This is a genomic window from Nostoc sp. (assembly GCF_036916985.1).
Lineage (GTDB): Bacteria > Cyanobacteriota > Cyanobacteriia > Cyanobacteriales > Nostocaceae > Nostoc.
In genome coordinates this window covers 139,092-156,573 of sequence record NZ_JBALFD010000006.1, presented here as the reverse complement: position 1 = coordinate 156,573, position 17,482 = coordinate 139,092, and the positions used below count along the sequence as shown (strand labels likewise).

The following is a 17,482-nucleotide window of genomic DNA, read 5'->3' as shown; positions in this document are numbered from 1 at the left end:
AATTTACAGAGATATAAGCTGTTATGCTGTATTTTCAGTATCTATGAAAATTGATCACGTTCATTTCTATGTAGAAGACGCGAAAGTATGGCGGGATTGGTTTATACACCATCTTGGTTTTCAACCAGTAGCCGATCGCATCAGTTCATTTCATACTTGTACAGAAGTGGTGAAAAGTGGTGATGTCTGCTTTTTTCTGTCTTCACCACTGTTGCCTACCAGTCCAGTAGCCGAGTTTCTGCGTCAATATCCCCCTGGTGTGGCAGATGTCGCTTTTGCTGTTGAAGATGTCGAAGGCGCGATCGCACTAGCTCAAAAACACGGTGCTACAATCCTACAACCCATCCAAGAACGCCAGGTAGGTACAGCGTTCATCAAATGCGGCAAAATTGCTGCCTGGGGTGGACTGACTCATACATTGATAGAAAGGTCATTTGTCATTTGTCCGTCGTCATTTGTAACTAACACAAATGACAAAGGACAAATGACAAATGACAACACTTTTACCGCCATAGATCATATAGTGCTGAACGTAGCAGTTGGGGAATTAGAGAGTGCTGTGGCTTGGTACGAAAACATCCTCAATTTTCAACCCCAGCAAGCATTTAAAATTAAAACCAATCGCTCTGCTTTACACAGCCAGGTGATGGTTTCGCGTAATGGTAGCGTCCAATTACCAATTAATGAACCGGCTTCTAGAAATTCTCAAATTCAGGAGTTTCTCGATGTCAACCGGGGACCAGGAATTCAACATATTGCCTTGCGGACAACTAATCTTGTGAGTGCGATCGCTAAATTTCGTGCTAATGGTTTATCCTTACTCTCAGTTCCCCAAACCTATTACACCCAGCTAAAACAGCGTCCAGGACTTACACTATCACCTCTAGAACTGGATGCGATCGCTCAACAAGAAATTCTCGTAGACTGGCAAGAATATACTCCCGTCAGTAAACAACAAACCGCACCCCTACTATTGCAAATTTTCACTCAGCCCATTTTTGAACAGCCGACATTTTTCTTTGAATTTATTGAACGTCGTTTGCAAGCTAAAGGTTTTGGCGAAGGTAACTTTCGTGCTTTATTTGAAGCTATTGAAAGCGAACAAATCAAACGCGGTACTTTGCAATGATGTCTGAGTACAAAATATCAATTGAAAGTCAACCAGACTCCAAACAAGTTGATTTTGTAGACAAACAACTTCACCAATTCAATATAAACAAAATTGGAGATTACCAATATACGCCACTGTTTTTATTGCTTCGTGATTCCAAAGAAAAGGTCGTGGGTGGCTTGGAAGGTTTTATTGGCTTGGGATGGCTTCATATCGGTACTCTTTGGATTGCAGAAGAGTTAAGAGGTGATGGATATGGAAAAGCACTACTTTTGGCGGCAGAACAGGAGGCTGTTAATCGTGGCTGCTTAAACGTATATGTTTTTACTTACAGCTTCCAAGCTCCTGAATTTTATCAGCACTTGGGGTATGAAGTTTTTGGAGAGTTAGAAGATTTTCCTCCAGGTCATCGCCGATACTTTCTTAAAAAGAGTTTACAAAAAAACCTTAGCTAAACTTGATAGTCTCGAAAAATAGCCGTACATCTGAGATAATTTTAATAAAAATTAACATTTTCCGCCGATGCTAAGACTGATTACTGACTTCGACGGCCCAATTATTGATGTTTCCGAACGGTACTACCGTGTTTATCAATTCTGCTTGGAGAAAACCCGTCGTCCAGACCAAGTGGTGCAAGAACTTGCAAAAGAAGAATTTTGGGAGTTAAAGCGATCGCGCATTCCTGAAAAACAAATCGCCTTAAATTCAGGGTTAGACGAAGCCCAAGCCCAAGAATTCGCCCAATTACGGCGGCAAACTGTGCATACAGAAGCTTATTTCAACTATGATACTCTCGCCCCTGGTGCTGTGGATGCACTGTTAAAAATTCAACAAGCTGGAATTGATTTAGCAGTGATGACCATGCGCCGAGTTCGAGAACTAGATTATGCTTTCAAAAAATACGATTTGGGGAGATTTTTCCCAGAAAACCGTTGTTATTGCCTAAGTAACGACTACGTGAAAACTCGTGATATTGAAGATAAGCCCTTGTTAATGGCTAGGGCATTACAAGAACTACCCCCCGCTGCTGATAACTGGATGGTGGGAGATACAGAAGCCGATATCACCGCTGCGAAAAATTATGGTATTAGGGTGATGGCTGTAGAATGTGGGATTCGCGATCGCACCCAATTGGAACTTTACCACCCCGACTTAATAGTTAAAGACTTTAGCACTGCTGTAGATTTAGTTCTAGAATCTCAACGCCTTGTCTAGAAAGACTTTGTAGGCTGCAACAGCTTGAATCAATACCATATCCGTAGTGAGGGTACACGTATATGCACCCTTACCGCGTGTTAAAACCAAGAAAAATAACACACATCAATCATGTATTCTTTTTAGAAGTTTCTAGAAGCTTCCTGACGGCTATCGATTTAGCGTAGAAAGCTACTAACCAACCAAAAGAATATAAACGTCAGTACACTAGAGAACTGATTCGATGACAGATTGACGAATGGTATTTGTGGTAAAAGCCAGATAGCAATTAGTCCCCCAGCGATTAAGCCAATTATTAAACTAGCCAGGGTGAGTAAAACTGCCCGGCCAAATTTGCCTTCCTTACGATTGAGAAAGTAAATACTAGTGCCTACACCAACCACCAATGCCAACTGTAAAATCTGCTCGCCTCCTTCTGGATAGAACAGGCTAATAGAACTCAAACCAAGAAACCAAGCTCCTGGTAAGAGTATATCCGCAGGCGATGGCTCATCGAGCAGCCGTTGTAGCCATGCAGGTGACTGCTGGCGAGGGATTGGACTTTCTTTAGGAGGCGATTGCACTCGCAACTCTGGAAACCGGATGCGTTCAGGGACTTTGATTTTACCTTCCTGGCGCATCCGTAGGCGATCCATTAAAATCGCATCGTAAGCCGCTTCAATTACTTCTAAATGCTTGGCATCGCCATTGTGTTGCTCGAATAGGCGATTACGAGCATCCTGAATTTCATCGAAGCTAGCCTCTTCTGATACCCCAAGTTTTTCGTAGGGATTTTGATCGCTCATGGGAGTTTATTACTTCAGCCTCAGTCAGCGGCAGTCTTTATGTCGAAGAAAAAACAGCTTTAGGTTTTATTTTGATCGAAACTAAAGTCTCTATCTACTTTATGCCCTACCAGGATAGTAGCACGGGTTAGTTTGATCGACTTTCTAATTTCAACTATAGTCACTTTAACATATCACTATAACTCCGTGTATACCCTCATGCCGTTGCTTAATTCTGGCTTTAATCTAGAATTTGATCGGAGAGTACCTAAAAATGCATAGTTTTTATGAAAAAATCAACTTTCCTATTTCAAATTTGGCAACTTACAGTGCCCTAATAGATTTTTTTTAACTATACTGAATAATCGCTTGTGGTATATATCCGCATATCGATTTAAAATTAAAACGTTTTAAGTTACCACCTAACTGGGATCAAGAGGTGTCTTAGTATCAAGAACTGTTGCGACTAAAGTCAGAACGCTTATATACTGTGCCTAACAGAAATTTCGCGTTCTCATCGCCCACAATCCTGATTAGAGTATTTATTTTTGAATGATCGGGATTCTTATACCGTAGCCTTGTAGATTCTTAGTTAGTGCCAAAGTGGCAACTGCGTTTTTACGCAACTCTCTTGTTAATCTTACGAATTTTTGTGCAAAGTAATGGTCATGGCTCCCGCCAAGATTCTTGTAGTTGACGACGACCCTGCGGTTCGGAATTTAATCCAACGCTTTTTGATTAAGCAGAACTATCAGGTGGAGGCTGCCGAAGATGGAAAGACAGCCTTAACTCTATTTGAGCAATTTAACCCTGATTTGGTGATTCTAGATGTGAATCTACCAGATGTCACAGGGTTTAACCTCTGCCAAGAGATGCAAAGTCGTAATGGTGTTTTTGTTCTGATGTTGACTAGCCGTGCTGACGAAGCTGACAAAATTCGTGGCTTTGCTAAAGGTGCTGACGACTATCTCACCAAGCCTTTTGGGCTAGGAGAGTTAGAAGTCAGAGTTGGAGCTATTTTGAGGCGTCAGCGAGTGATAACTACGGCCGAGCAGAAACGCTTGGTATTTGAAAAACTTATGATTGATCCGGTGCGACGGGAGGTAGCACTTAATAATCAACCAGTACCTTTAACTGCTCTGGAATTTGACTTGTTGCATTTTTTAGCCAGTCATCCTGGCCGAGTTTGGCGGCGCGCAGAACTCATCCAAGAGGTCTGGGATTATGAATATGTCGGCGACCAGCGGGTTGTAGATGTACATATTGGCCAAATTCGCAAGAAGATTGAAATTGATGCTAGTCAGCCGGCATTAATTCAAACTGTACGCGGCGTAGGCTATAAGTTTGAATCTCCTGCCCATCCCCAGCAAGTGGAAGCCAAGTCCTGAGTTTTATAGTCTAGAGTTTTTTAACTCTTGACTGTTGACTCTTGGGGCAGATATTTAGTGAATTTCTTTGAATTTAGTAAAAGACAAATTTAGACAATCAACATAGGTAGATATTGCTCAAATACAGAAAAAGCTTTCTCTGGTTCCCAGTCTTTGGCTGGAAATGCTTATTGGGGGGCTACAACCTTCTAAGTTTGCGGCAGCAGACCAATAGACCTCTTGCAAAAGTTCTTTTTGCACTCTCGTAGTAAAAGGGGAAAGGGTAAAATGCAAAACTTTTACCCCTTGCCATTTGCCCGACTTCTGCAAGAAGTCTAATGATTTTCATTTCTAGCCAGAGGCTAGAAACAAGAATTTCCTCTTGTGTTTTGGCTGTAGTAACCGAGGAACGTGTTTGTATCCAAGAGAAAACCGCTATATAACAAGTACTAACGGTCAGATAATATATTTAGTTAAATCTGGCACTATTACCAACTAGTTTTGGCAACAGAAGAAACTATTGGAACCTTTTTAAAGATCAGTAGATTCTGATCTTTTTTGTTATCTTATTGCCGATCGCTATTGGCTTAAAATCCCGTTAATGGGGTATGGTATGCGATGCCCCATTAATAGGGTATGAGCCAGAATAACGCCCTTCATACCAGTACCTACGGGGTATCTAGTAAATTAGCTGTTGCTGGTAAGTCGGTACAGGGCATTTCTACTGTGGAGTGGTGAAACAAAGTTTCCAGATAGACTCGAGCAGCACGGCGATCGCTATCTCCATTTTGGAGTAAAAACAATGATAGCGCCGCCGTCAATACTCTGTTTTCATCCCAATCAGGATGGGTTTCTAAGTAGTTTTTTAAGGATTCGTGGAGTGTTTCGGGAATTTCTGTAAAGATGCTAACCGTTGCTTTCATGAGATTTTCCTCCTATGAGGATAATCAAGAGGGACAAGTTGCTTGCGGTAAAGCGGCTTAGGGCTTCACACGCTCTTTCGCTATCCAAACAATCTACGCTGACATCTATTGGTAATATATCTTACACATTTGATGCCAACGGTTGAACGGATTACAAAAGCAAGCCGCATCATTGTGCGCCAAGAGGGGGTAGGTTTGTCAATGCTGCGAAATGTTAAAAACGATTGTATAAAAAATAAATACGAACGAAAGAATAGGACTTTAAGCTAACTTTTCGTTACTTAACTTAATAAAAACTCAGTCCTTAAACTTCTTTGCTACTTATAATTAACAATCCCCAGTCAGGCGGCAAGAAGCCTATTAACTCGTATAACACCTGTGGAAAACTGCTAAAATCCCTGTGGAAACCCTGTGGAATGAGTGAGGAAAATAGTAGCCAATGATAAGAATTACCAAAATGTCATCAAATCATGACATTTAAACTCATGAAATTAGCTTCTCAATCTCAGTTATCATCGTGGTTGCCATCGATACATCCCCAGGTCTGGATTTTCGCAATTGGTAGATTTTTCTCAGAAGTTGGTACTGGCTTCACCCTGTTTTACGCCCCCATCTTTTTTGTCAATCAACTTGGTTTATCTGCAACCAGTGTTGGGGTAGCCTTGGGTAGCGCCTCGATTTCCGGCATCTTCGGGCGGATTGGAGGTGGTTCTTTGGCTGATTCTGGACGATGGGGACGCCGCCGCACTTTGTTGCTAGCCACGGCGATTTCAGCAATTGGTTCTCTAGTTTTAGCGGCAACCAATGATTTCACTACTTTGATAATTGGTAGCTTGATTAGCGGTTTAGGGATAGGTTTCTATTGGCCGGCGGCTGAAGCTGTAGTTGCTGATGCTAGCCAAATTGACAATCGCCGCGAAACTTTTGCGATCGCTCGACTAGCTGATAATCTGGGGTTAGCGATCGGAATTGTGCTAGCTGGGTTTTTGATCGCGATCGTTGGGAGTTATCGATGGCTATTTGTGATTGATGCCATCTCTTTTATGGTATTTTTTGGGGTTGTCTATGTGGGAATTAGCGAAACTGAGCAACAGCAAATAGCGGAATCTGAAAAGACAGAACTTTTTGCTGCTTGGCTGGCAGTATTAAGCGATCGCCGTTTCCTGGTGTACATAGCAGTTAATATATTCTTTACAATCTATATTTCTCAAATCCATAGTACCCTACCGCTTTACTTCAAAAACTTTGTCCTTGTCGAAAGTACTGCCAAGGGATTTGCTGAAACCACCATTAGCGGATTATTTGCTTGGCATTTAGTGTTCGCTATTATTTGTCAGTTACCTGTCACCAGCATCTTAAAAAGCTGCTCTCACACACTGGCGCTGACTGTTTCGGCTATTTTCTGGGCAATTGGTTTTGCCCTAATTTGGGTAAGCGGCACTGCCCCATCTCATCAATTAGTTTGGGTAACATTGGCATTGGGAGTATTTGCAGTGGCGATTGTTTCTTATACCCCATCTTCTGCCTCTTTAGTGACTGAGTTAGCCCCGGAAAATCAACGCGGCGTTTATTTTTCCATCAACGCTTTGTGTTGGGCTGTTGGCTCTTTTATTGGTCATCCCTTGGGTGGATGGGCATTAGATCAACCACAAATTATTACTAATAGTTACTGGCTAGGGTTCATTTTGAGTGTAGTGATCGCCGTAGCAATTTTACAGTACCTCAATCGAATTTTGGCTGAGTAACATACTTCTCACCATAAGATAACTAGACATCTCCAGAAATTAAATATGCGTTATCCAGAATCCTTTTAGAGACGTAGCACTGCTACGTCTCTACATTCATTTTCACCAGATGTCTACTGATGTTTTTGCTCTACTGACGACGTTCTTGCAACTTGCGATACACTGATTTCAAATCCACTTGATGGTGAGCTAAGGCAACCAAAGTATGATATAGCAAATCGGCAACTTCACCTGCGATCGCATCTGCTTCGTCATCCTTAAAAGCCATTACCACCTCAGCAGTTTCCTCACCAATCTTTTTCAATATTTTGTTATCACCACCTGCGAATAGTTTACAGGTATAAGAACTTTCAGTAGGATTGTCACGGCGATCGCAGATTACTCGAAACAATTGTGACAATGTATCCCCCGGTGGAGCAGCAATTTCCCCTTCTATTTGGTGAAAGCAACTGCGCTCTCCAGTATGGCAGGCAACATCTCCTAATTGCTCTACACCGATGAGCAACGCATCACTATCACAGTCATAACGGATACTTTGCACCTTTTGAAGATGTCCCGAAGTTGCCCCCTTGTGCCACAATTCTTGTCGAGAACGACTCCAAAACCAAGTTTCTTCAGTTTCTAAAGTCTTTTGTAACGATTCCTGATTCATCCATGCCATCATCAGGACAGTACCATCCAGATAATCTTGGACAATTGCAGGCACTAGACCCCGCTCATCGTAGCGAATTTGCTCAACCGGGATAGTGTAATGCAGCGATCGCGAATCGTTAGAAGACATACCAGCTAGTTTGCTCTAATGAGAATAACTTATGGATTCACGATACCATTCAGAATAGGGCAACTGGTATATTTTTTGGAATTGAACTATATTATCCAGCTATGATATCATGTTTTGTAAATCACTTACGATTTGTCATTGCGGATGCAACGAAGTGGAATAAAGCAATCGCAAAGGTTTCGGATTGCTGCGCTCCGCTCTCTACGAGACGCTACGCGAACGCAATGACATAAGCATTAAGTCGAACATGATATGAAATACTCCTACACAGATGCAGGCATACATCTCGGTAAAGATCCTGGTCTGCCTCAAATCATCAAGTTTGAATATCTAAAGTCAAGTCCTCATTGGACTTGTATAACATATTGTTATTTTTTTGCTTCAGCTAATTCTATAGGATAGAAATTCTAAGCAGTGTTTGACCCTATTCTAAGATAGAGCTTCTTATTGCCCACTGTTAGGAGATGAACCTTGGTAAATACCACAATTAAAACAACAAAATCACAAGAAGTTTTTGCCGCTGCTCAAAACCTGATGCCTGGAGGAGTCAGTTCTCCAGTTCGTGCCTTTAAATCTGTGGGCGGACAACCCATCGTTTTTGATCGTGTTAAAGGCGCATATATTTGGGATGTAGATGGCAATCAATACATAGACTATGTAGGCACATGGGGCCCAGCTATTTGCGGTCATGCTCATCCAGAAGTCATTGCAGCGCTGCATGAAGCCTTAGAAAAAGGTACCAGTTTCGGCGCTCCCTCAGTCCTAGAAAATGTTTTGGCAGAAATGGTCATCGATGCCGTTCCTAGTATCGAAATGGTCAGATTTGTCAACTCTGGAACTGAAGCCTGTATGGGAGTTTTGCGACTGATGCGGGCTTTCACCAACCGCGAGAAAATTATCAAGTTTGAAGGTTGCTACCACGGACACGCCGATGCATTTCTAGTAAAGGCGGGTTCTGGTGTTGCTACACTTGGTTTGCCAGACTCACCGGGAGTACCTAAATTAGCAACTAGCACCACTCTAACTGCACCTTTCAATGACCTAGAAGCCGTCAGAGCTTTATTTGAAGAAAACCGCGACGAGATTGCTGGTGTCATTCTTGAGCCAGTCGTCGGCAATGCTGGATTTATTGCCCCTGATGCTGGCTTCTTAGAAGGATTACGGGAACTAACTCACGAGTATGGAGCATTATTGGTATTTGATGAAGTTATGACAGGCTTCCGCATTGCTTACGGTGGCGCTCAAGAAAAATTTGGCGTCACTCCCGATTTAACAACCTTAGGCAAGGTAATTGGTGGTGGTTTGCCAGTGGGAGCCTATGGTGGTCGTCGGGATATTATGTCAATGGTTGCTCCCGCCGGCCCCGTATATCAAGCTGGGACACTTTCAGGTAATCCACTAGCGATGACTGCTGGCATTAAGACTTTAGAATTGCTGCAAAAGCCAGGTACTTACGAGTATCTTGACCGGATTACTAAAAAACTAGGAGATGGTTTGCTGCAAATTGCTAAAGAAAATGGTCATGCAGTTTGCGGCGGTCAAATCAGCGCCATGTTTGGATTATTCTTTACCTCTGGCCCAGTTCATAACTACGAAGATGCGAAAAAGTCTGATACAGCCAAATTTGGACGCTTTCATCGCGGTATGTTAGAGCATGGTGTTTACTTAGCACCTTCTCAATTTGAAGCTGGGTTTACCTCTTTTGCTCACACCGAAGAGGATATCGATCAGACTTTAGCAGTCGCACGGGATGTAATATCTAGCCTGTAAGCTGTTAAAGTATTTCCAAATAAAAAAGTATCCTGTAACATTTTGTAGGGCGGGTAAAATACCTACCCTACAAAATATAGATGATTTATTTGCAAAATTTTCAGCCGCCAATGGTAAGCTGTTGTGATTATAGTTTACACATTGAGGCGGCAGGGGAGCAGGGTGCAGAGAGCAAGGGAGAGGAGTTACAGGTTTTGCCTAATCATGCTTGTGATGCAATCTGTAGGCGCAACAGCTTATTAACTCATCTTGGACAGTCGGGGATCAAAGAAATTTTTTAACAGGTCTGCCCTGTGCCTTTATCACTAAAGGAAGGTCACATCTTCGTCATAATTTTGCAACGGCTTCGTCAATAGGATATGCAATATTTAACCTACATTAAATATATTCATGTTAAGAAGGCAGGATTAATTGCCTTTTACAGTTCTTGAAATTCCCCTCATCCCTATAGTCTACAAAAATTAACGCTTAAGTTGGCTCTGACCTTCATAGCGAGGATTTTACTTATAGATATTAGATTATCCGTCGGGTAAGGCATTTTTTCAGAGTCAGGGTTGGAGCTAACTTTAAAAAATACCAATCCTACTGTAGCTTGCATAGCAAGGCTTACCAGAGTATAAAAAATTGCCAGAATTCTTGTGAAAAAAAGATGGTTTTACCCTTTAAGGAGCTATGAAGTGGAGGAAAAAAAGTCATTTTTTGGTCTACAAAAAATATTAGTTACATTGCTGGTCGTAAGCACTGGTTTGAGTGTTGGGGCGATGATGCTTATCAAGTCAAGCTCTTCTGAGGCTCAAAGTACAGACAATATAAATGTCAGCAATCTACCAGCCAAGGTTGGAACTCAGCAGATGATTGAAGACCTAAAAGCGACGATGCTGAGAATTTGGCAGCAACAAGCACAAATAAAGAATCTCTCATATACTGTGCCACTACGCTTTCAAGGGGAAACAATTGAGGCGGCAAAACTTACTCCTGACCAGAAAGTAATTGCTCTCACTTTTGATGATGGGCCATGGCCTGAGAGTACGGCGCAAGTACTAGATATTCTTAAACAAAATCAAATCAAAGGCACATTTTTCCTTATTGGACAAAACGTGAAGAATTATCCAAGCTTAGTCAAGCGTGAGATTGCTGAAGGTCACGTAATTGGCAATCATACTTGGCATCATTGGTATCAATTCTTGAATCCCCAAGCAGCTGCTTATGAAATTGACCACACAGCAGACTTGATTTATCAAGTTACAGGGATTAAAACAAATCTGTTTCGGCCGCCAGGGGGAATCATGCACAATGGGGTGGCTGCTTACGCTAGAAATAGCAAATATGCCATCGTTCTCTGGTCGTCTGACTCTGTAGACTACTCGCGTCCGGCTGTACCAAAATTAATTAATAATGTGTTCAGGCAGGCCAAACCAGGTGGGATTGTGCTGATGCATGACGGTGGTGGTAATCGTTCTAAAACGGTACAAGCTTTACCAGAAATTATTGCTAACTTTCGCAAACAGGGCTATAGCTTTGTTACTATCCCTGAACTTTTAGAAATGCAAGATAAAGATATAAAGCGGATTGCAAACAAAAAGTAATTGTTATTGAAACAAAATTCAGGAGTCCTAAGGGCACAGCATTGCTCATTGGTGTCAACTTAAGCTAAAACCCTTTTCAAATCTCGTTTCTAGCCTCTGGCTGGAAATGCTGCTTTTGGCGGCTCTGCCGCCAGTAAGGGAGGCGGAGCCTCAAAGACGGGTATTCCCAGTCGGAGACTGGGAACGAGGCAATCTAAAAGCTGGTTCTAGGCTTGCTTTCACAGCAATGCTGTGTCCTTAGGAACATCCAAAAATCAAATTACTCAATTTTTGCATCCCATAGGAGTAGGGGGACAAGGTAGATAAGGTAGCAATATCTCTGCCTTGTCTCCCCAAAGCGATTGATTATTTTTTTATTTGGAAGTCCCTTACTGCGTGGTCTATTTACCTGAAAATAGCTTTAACTCACCATTCTGACAAAAAACCGTCCAAAAGTAACATCTGAACGGGGTTTTTATCTATTAATAATTTATGCCAACCTAATTATCTTCTCGGTTGTACTGATACGGTCAAGCTACAAGTCAGGAGGTAAAATCACTTGATCAATTGCGTGGATTACACCGTTAGTGCCTGTGATATCTGCTTGTGTCACTTTAGCATCATTGACAGTCACACCAGTTGTAGGATCAACCTTAACGTTGATTGCGCCGCCTTCAAGGCTTTTTACTTCACCAGACTTCAAATCAGTGGACAATACCTTACCAGATACTACATGGTAAGTTAGGATTTTGATCAATACTTCTTTATTGTCTGGTTTTAACAATTCTTGTAAAGCATCTGGTGGCAATTTAGCAAAAGCGGCGTCAGTGGGTGCAAAAATAGTTAAGTTATCTTTGCCTTGCAAGGCTCCGGTCAATCCTGCTGCTTTCAAAGCCTTAGTTAAGGTGGTAAAGGAAGCGTTGGACTCTGCTAAGGCTAGCAAGTTCTTGCCTTGATTGTCGCTTGCTCCTGGTCCTGGTGGAGTTTTAGTCGGTGTCTCAGTAGATGGTACTTTTGTTGGTGGTATTGTAGGTTGATTTTCTGGGTTAGTACTTGGGGTAGTGGGTACAGGTTCAGTAGGTGTAGCACCACCACGGTTATAGGGAGGCTCGTTGAAAATACTTGGTTTGGGATTTAGCGTCCCACCACTTTGTGCTACTGGTTTGCGTTTGGTATTGCCTTTTTCTGTTTCAGAAGCAGTCTCACCAATTGTGTATTGAGCGTCTGCTTGAAGGCGTTGCCCCTGATTGTAGGGAGCTTCCTTAAAAATATTAGGGTTAGGATTTAGTGCCGATTTCGCATCAGATGGTAAACTAATGAGAAAGTTGAAGCTAGTAAATCCGGCGATGCCTGCCAAAGTGGTCAGCAATTTGCTGTAATTTGTCTTCATAAATTTTGTTTGTCTTTTTGTCCACACATTACATAAAGATTTATAACATTTTGCTATGCACAAAATCTAACCAAAGCGGGAAGTTAAGATTTTTTCCGAGAAGATTTTTTGTGCTAGTGAGGTAAAATCTCTAACTTTGACTGACACTGACAAGTATGAAATATATTTAGCATATATTGAGCAAATTTTCTCCATTCCACCAAAAAGAGTTAAAATCCTCGCGCGTAGCATAAACTCTAAGATGTGTGAAAATTCGCAGATTATACTAAAAAACTACACTTCTATTCCTTTCTCCGAACGGTTGAGGGGCTGTTAAACGCCTATTCCTTTGTGTATATAGGAATCCTATTTGATTTTTGAAAAAAACTCAGTATATCTTTATTCCTTCTTCCCAGTTAAGAGTCCAGTTAAGAGTTCCCTATTGCCCGTTCCCTTTCTCTACGAGTGATTCAGGAATCAAACCGGATTGCTATATATACCGAATTCAATACTCTAATTGATTTTTAGTAAATTCAGAAAACAATATTTTAAAATCAATAACTTTACCAAAAATTAGGCATTAATTAAACCAGAATGTCAATTAAATAGACAACTAAGGCACTAATGCCAATAAAAATTACTTAAACTAAAGATACAATTGTAAAGTTAAGAAGTTGACCAGTTACAAGGTATCCAATAGATGCTGGAATTATACCAATGGGAACTCTCTCAATACTCAGAGAAAGTACGCCTCATTCTAGATTTTAAAGGACTAGATTACCGCAAAATAGAGGTGACTCCGGGGATTGGACAGGTAGAACTGTTCCGGCTGACTGGTCAAAGACAAGTCCCGGTATTAAAGGATGGTAATAAATATATTGCGGATTCTACGGAGATAGCTAAGTATTTAGACTTAGAGTATCCCGAACGCTCGATTATACCGCAAGATCCTAAAAAACGGGGTTTAACTTTATTAATAGAAGAATGGGCGGATGAGTCCATCGGCATTAAAGGTCGCAAAGCACTATTTGCTGCCATAAGTCAAGATCAAAATTTCCGTAAGTCTTTATTACCCACTTCAACACCAGATATATTTAAAAGTCTGGTTGGAGGAGTACCTAGTGATTTTCTGACACTATTCGGTTTTGGGGTTGGTTACAGCCCAGATGTGATACAGTCAGCGATCGCATCTTTAAAACAAGATTTGGAAGCCTTGACGTTATTATTGGCAGATAGTCCCTATTTAACAGGAGATGAGCCAACTCTAGCTGACTTAGCGGTGGCTGGCTTATCGATATTGCTCAAGTTCCCCCCTGGCCCCTATCTGGATTTACCAGCTTCTATCAGAGGAAAAGGATTGCCAATCTTTGCCGAAAATATAGATTATGAACCATTCTTCACCTGGCGCGATCGCCTTTACGCCCAATTCCGCAAACCGTTAATCAGTAGCACTTCCGCAACAGGGAGTGCGCCAACTTCGATTCAGATTGATTAGGGATTGGGGACTAATGACCAATGACCAATGACAAATGACAAATGACTAATCAGATGAATTCGGCACAGCCATTAGGTTCGGTCATTCAAGGTTCTTTAACTGAAGGTTTAGAAGTACGATTGCATCCCGACATTTCTGTAGAAGATATGCGGGTGGGTAAATTTCTTGTTGTGCAAGGGATGCGATCGCGTTTTTTTTGTATGCTGACAGATGTCGCATTGGGAGCTGCTAATGCCCGAATTATTGCTAATCCCCCCAGTTGGGAAGACACTTTTTTACGAGATGTTTTAGCTGGAAGTGGTACTTACGGTACTATCAACCTCGCGCCGATGTTGATGTTCACTCCCGAATCTGAAGAATCTTTCTCCCCAACAAATGGTAAATCGGCAAATCCCTTTATCCCGTCGATGACAGGTTTAGCTTCATTTGTGCCACAAACCAGCACAACAATGGAATTGTTACCTGTTAAAACTATTCCTAGCCACTTTAGTCAGGTTTACGACGCCAGTGTTGACGATTTTCGCCGGGTATTTGGTTGGGAAGATGACCCCCAAAGGCGAAATTTTTCTATCGGCAAACCTCTGGATATGGATGTGCCCGTTTGTATCGATTTAAACCGCTTCGTGGAACGGAGTAATGGGGTTTTTGGGAAATCTGGTACTGGTAAATCCTTTCTCACACGGCTACTTTTAGCTGGGGTTATCCGTAAAAATGCGGCAGTAAATTTGATTTTTGATATGCACTCGGAGTATGGCTGGGAAGCCGTTGCAGAAGGTAAGAATGTCAGTACTGTTAAAGGCTTAAAGCAACTTTTTCCGAGTAAAGTTGAAGTCTACACCCTCGACCCGGAATCGACAAAGCGCCGGGGTGTACGTGATGCCCAAGAACTTTATTTGAGCTATGAGCAAATAGAAGTTGAAGATATTAAGTTATGTAGCCGAGATTTAGGACTCTCTGACGCGGCCTTAGATAACGCCAATATTTTGTACAGCGAGTTTGGCAAGTCTTGGATTGTCCAGCTGTTAAATATGACCAACGAAGAAATCGAGATGTTCTGCGACGAGAAGCGCGGACACAAAGGCTCGATTATGGCATTGCAGCGCAAACTCTTGCGGATGGATAGCTTGAAGTATATGCGAGCAGTTTGCCCCCAAAATTACATTAGTAAAATTGTGCAATGCCTGGAATCTGGGAAGAATGTTGTGATAGAATTTGGTTCCCAGTCTAATATGCTCTCTTATATGTTGGTGACAAATATGATCACCAGGCGTATTCACGAGCATTACGTCAAGAAAGCAGATAAATTTCTGCAAAGCAAAAATCCTAGCGATCGCCCCACGCCATTGATGATTACCATTGAAGAGGCGCATCGTTTCCTTGACCCGGCGATTGTCCAAAGTACCATCTTTGGGACTATTGCCCGCGAACTGCGTAAGTACTTTGTCACACTTTTGGTAGTTGATCAACGCCCATCAGGCATAGATAATGAAGTTATGTCCCAGATTGGGACTCGTATTACCGCTTTGCTGAATGATGAAAAAGACATTGAGGCAATTTTTACAGGTGTATCTGGTGGTAGCGGACTGCGATCGGTATTGGCAAAGCTAGACTCGAAACAACAAGCCTTAATTTTGGGTCACGCCGTTCCTATGCCAGTAGTAGTACGTACCCGACCTTACGACGCAACCTTTTACGAAGAAATTGGCGAGCCAGCCTGGGAAGAAAAACCTGATGCAGAAGTATTCGCCGCTGCTGAACTAGCCAAAGCTGACCTTGGTTTCTAGATTGTCATTGGTCATTGGGCAATAATTAATAATTATTCTTCCCCATCTCCCCAATCCCCAATTCGTAACATCCCTCCATTGTCACAGCAAATTCAGTTCGGTTATCCGGCTAGTTTTTGGCAACAGAAGAGGGGTTTTTGGCGTCACTATAGATGTAGTAAGTAATTTCAAGGAAATTTTAAAATTTTTTCACTAACTACCGCTTTTGAATTATAATTCTAGGCTTTATCTTAAGATAGTTTACTATCTGCCTGATTTGTCGTAATATAAAGTTAAGTAGAACTCATACCGACTTCGGATTTACCGATTGGCATGAGTCGCTGCCCAAAAGAAAAATTCTCAAAAACAACCAGCGTGCTTATAAGAAATTGAAAATTTAGTGAAGGTAGGGGAACCTATCATTGGGAGTTTACCGTCTTAAAAACGGCTATATCAATTGATAATCACTTTTGGTAGCTCCCAATATTTCGTGATAGATGTACTACCTTTTTCATCCATTTTTAGTAAGAAAAGATACATTATATTTACGGAGTAGAGGACATCGCGCCAATGCCTACTGTCAATACACAAACGGAAAACCTCAACACCAAATTCACGGCTGATATGGTGCGAACCTATCTGCGAGAAATTGGTCGTGTACCATTGCTAACCCGCGAACAAGAAATTGTCTTTGGGAAGCAGGTACAACAAATGATGACGCTGATCGACGCCAAAGAAGCTTTGGCGAAGAAACTGCAACGTGAACCGAATATGTCAGAGTGGGCTGACCATGTTCAACAATCGGAAACGGAAGTACAGCAAACGGTCGCGCAAGGTAAGCGGGCAAAGCAAAAAATGATCGAAGCGAATTTACGCTTGGTTGTTGCTATTGCTAAAAAGTATCAAAAGCGGAATATGGAGTTTCTGGATTTAATTCAGGAAGGAACACTAGGATTAGAGCGGGGTGTAGAGAAATTTGACCCAATGAGGGGTTATAAGTTCTCGACTTATGCTTACTGGTGGATTCGCCAAGCAATTACTCGCGCGATCGCTCAACAAGGTCGAACTATCCGCTTACCGATTCATATTACCGAGAAACTGAACAAAATCAAAAAAGTGCAACGCGAGTTAGCTCAAACCTTGGGGCGATCGCCGACTCCAGCCGAAATTGCCAAAGCACTAGAACTAGAACCTGCTCAGATTCGTGAGTATCTGAATATGGCTCGTCAACCAGTGTCTTTGGATGTGCGAGTTGGTGAAAACCAGGATACCGAGTTGCAAGAAATGCTCGAAGATGATGGCCCATCACCAGAGTATTACACCAACCAGGAATTTTTACGCCAAGACTTGAACAACTTGCTAGCGGAACTAACCCCGCAACAGCGAGAAGTTGTAGCCTTACGCTTTGGTTTAGAAGATGGTAATGAAATGTCATTGGCGAAAGTCGGTGAGAGATTGAGTCTCAGCCGCGAACGCGTCCGTCAGTTAGAGCATCAAGCTTTGGCTCATCTGCGTCGCCGTCGTGCCAATGTCAAAGAATACGTTGCTAGCTAAAACTAGAGACGCAAAATCTTGCGTCTCTCCACCACCTTGGTGATGCGCCTCCTGAATTCA

The 17,482-nt window shown here is 42.1% G+C and carries 14 protein-coding genes and 1 pseudogene; 11 read left to right on the top strand and 4 right to left on the bottom strand.

The genetic code is table 11. From position 1 onward, the window contains the following. Positions 1-43 precede the first annotated feature (43 nt). From hppD to V7L07_RS01490, 3 genes are all read left to right on the top strand, one after another. Complete coding sequence (hppD, locus tag V7L07_RS01500) at positions 44-1,129, top strand: 4-hydroxyphenylpyruvate dioxygenase (RefSeq protein ID WP_335054394.1); 1,086 nt, start codon at positions 44-46, stop codon at positions 1,127-1,129. Beyond that, positions 1,126-1,566, top strand: a complete 441-nt coding sequence (locus V7L07_RS01495; RefSeq protein ID WP_335054392.1) for a GNAT family N-acetyltransferase — start codon at positions 1,126-1,128, stop codon at positions 1,564-1,566. Before hppD ends, V7L07_RS01495 begins: the two co-directional genes overlap by 4 nt. Positions 1,567-1,633: 67 nt before the next feature. Then, positions 1,634-2,326, top strand: a complete 693-nt coding sequence (locus V7L07_RS01490; protein ID WP_335054390.1) for an HAD family hydrolase — start codon at positions 1,634-1,636, stop codon at positions 2,324-2,326. 158 nt (positions 2,327-2,484) lie between these two features. Here V7L07_RS01490 and V7L07_RS01485 read toward each other — a convergent pair whose 3' ends face one another. Then, positions 2,485-3,111 carry a CPP1-like family protein gene (locus V7L07_RS01485; RefSeq protein ID WP_335054388.1) on the bottom strand — a complete coding sequence of 209 codons (627 nt, stop codon included), beginning with the start codon at positions 3,109-3,111 and terminating at the stop codon, positions 2,485-2,487. Positions 3,112-3,758: 647 nt separating this feature from the next. Here V7L07_RS01485 and V7L07_RS01480 point away from each other — a divergent pair. Continuing rightward, positions 3,759-4,478, top strand: a complete 720-nt coding sequence (locus tag V7L07_RS01480) for a response regulator transcription factor (protein ID WP_335054386.1) — start codon at positions 3,759-3,761, stop codon at positions 4,476-4,478. A gap of 710 nt (positions 4,479-5,188) precedes the next feature. Here V7L07_RS01480 and V7L07_RS01475 read toward each other — a convergent pair. After that, positions 5,189-5,380: pseudogene (locus tag V7L07_RS01475) on the bottom strand (DUF2811 domain-containing protein); the annotation flags it as partial. Between the two features lie 485 nt (positions 5,381-5,865). Here V7L07_RS01475 and V7L07_RS01470 point away from each other — a divergent pair. Next, entirely contained in the window at positions 5,866-7,125 is a 1,260-nt protein-coding gene (locus V7L07_RS01470; protein WP_335054384.1) for an MDR family MFS transporter, read from the top strand. Positions 7,126-7,255: 130 nt separating this feature from the next. On the opposite strand, the gene hisIE is transcribed toward V7L07_RS01470, so the two are convergent. Continuing rightward, a complete protein-coding gene (gene hisIE, locus V7L07_RS01465) occupies positions 7,256-7,906 on the bottom strand; it encodes a bifunctional phosphoribosyl-AMP cyclohydrolase/phosphoribosyl-ATP diphosphatase HisIE (protein ID WP_335054382.1) in 651 nt (216 codons plus the stop codon). 471 nt (positions 7,907-8,377) lie between these two features. Between hisIE and hemL the strand changes: the two genes are divergently transcribed. The 3 genes from hemL to V7L07_RS01450 all read left to right on the top strand — a co-directional run bounded on the left by hemL (position 8,378) and on the right by V7L07_RS01450 (position 11,262). After that, on the top strand, positions 8,378-9,676 hold the full coding sequence (hemL, locus tag V7L07_RS01460; RefSeq protein ID WP_179065382.1) for a glutamate-1-semialdehyde 2,1-aminomutase: 1,299 nt from the start codon (positions 8,378-8,380) through the stop codon (positions 9,674-9,676). Positions 9,677-9,756: 80 nt separating this feature from the next. Further along, entirely contained in the window at positions 9,757-9,957 is a 201-nt protein-coding gene (locus V7L07_RS01455; protein ID WP_335054380.1) for a hypothetical protein, read from the top strand. 396 nt (positions 9,958-10,353) lie between these two features. Beyond that, positions 10,354-11,262 (top strand): polysaccharide deacetylase family protein, encoded by a 909-nt coding sequence (locus V7L07_RS01450; protein WP_335054378.1) that lies wholly within the window; start codon positions 10,354-10,356, stop codon positions 11,260-11,262. Positions 11,263-11,776: 514 nt separating this feature from the next. Here the strand turns inward: V7L07_RS01450 and V7L07_RS01445 are convergent. Next, positions 11,777-12,631, bottom strand: coding sequence for a fasciclin domain-containing protein (locus V7L07_RS01445; RefSeq protein ID WP_335054376.1), 855 nt, complete (start codon positions 12,629-12,631; stop codon positions 11,777-11,779). Positions 12,632-13,310: 679 nt separating this feature from the next. Between V7L07_RS01445 and V7L07_RS01440 the strand changes: the two genes are divergently transcribed. The 3 genes from V7L07_RS01440 to V7L07_RS01430 all read left to right on the top strand — a co-directional run bounded on the left by V7L07_RS01440 (position 13,311) and on the right by V7L07_RS01430 (position 17,422). Then, positions 13,311-14,105, top strand: coding sequence for a glutathione S-transferase family protein (locus tag V7L07_RS01440; RefSeq protein WP_335054374.1), 795 nt, complete (start codon positions 13,311-13,313; stop codon positions 14,103-14,105). A 53-nt stretch (positions 14,106-14,158) separates the two neighbouring features. Then, a complete protein-coding gene (locus V7L07_RS01435) occupies positions 14,159-15,889 on the top strand; it encodes a helicase HerA domain-containing protein (protein ID WP_292841937.1) in 1,731 nt (576 codons plus the stop codon). A 549-nt stretch (positions 15,890-16,438) separates the two neighbouring features. Then, positions 16,439-17,422 (top strand): RNA polymerase sigma factor, RpoD/SigA family, encoded by a 984-nt coding sequence (locus V7L07_RS01430; RefSeq protein WP_334777662.1) that lies wholly within the window; start codon positions 16,439-16,441, stop codon positions 17,420-17,422. Positions 17,423-17,482: the final 60 nt, after the last annotated feature.

Bases quoted from the DNA above. Each gene is read 5' to 3' on its own strand.
- V7L07_RS01490 (WP_335054390.1), top strand. From the start codon at position 1,634: ATGCTAAGACTGATTACTGACTTCGACGGCCCAATTATTGATGTTTCC.
- V7L07_RS01485 (WP_335054388.1), bottom strand. From the start codon at position 3,111: ATGAGCGATCAAAATCCCTACGAAAAACTTGGGGTATCAGAAGAGGCT.
- V7L07_RS01430 (WP_334777662.1), top strand. From the start codon at position 16,439: ATGCCTACTGTCAATACACAAACGGAAAACCTCAACACCAAATTCACG.
- V7L07_RS01495 (WP_335054392.1), top strand. From the start codon at position 1,126: ATGATGTCTGAGTACAAAATATCAATTGAAAGTCAACCAGACTCCAAA.
- hppD (WP_335054394.1), top strand. From the start codon at position 44: ATGAAAATTGATCACGTTCATTTCTATGTAGAAGACGCGAAAGTATGG.
- V7L07_RS01435 (WP_292841937.1), top strand. From the start codon at position 14,159: ATGAATTCGGCACAGCCATTAGGTTCGGTCATTCAAGGTTCTTTAACT.
- V7L07_RS01480 (WP_335054386.1), top strand. From the start codon at position 3,759: ATGGCTCCCGCCAAGATTCTTGTAGTTGACGACGACCCTGCGGTTCGG.
- hisIE (WP_335054382.1), bottom strand. From the start codon at position 7,906: ATGTCTTCTAACGATTCGCGATCGCTGCATTACACTATCCCGGTTGAG.
- V7L07_RS01470 (WP_335054384.1), top strand. From the start codon at position 5,866: ATGAAATTAGCTTCTCAATCTCAGTTATCATCGTGGTTGCCATCGATA.
- V7L07_RS01440 (WP_335054374.1), top strand. From the start codon at position 13,311: ATGCTGGAATTATACCAATGGGAACTCTCTCAATACTCAGAGAAAGTA.
- V7L07_RS01455 (WP_335054380.1), top strand. From the start codon at position 9,757: ATGATTTATTTGCAAAATTTTCAGCCGCCAATGGTAAGCTGTTGTGAT.
- V7L07_RS01445 (WP_335054376.1), bottom strand. From the start codon at position 12,631: ATGAAGACAAATTACAGCAAATTGCTGACCACTTTGGCAGGCATCGCC.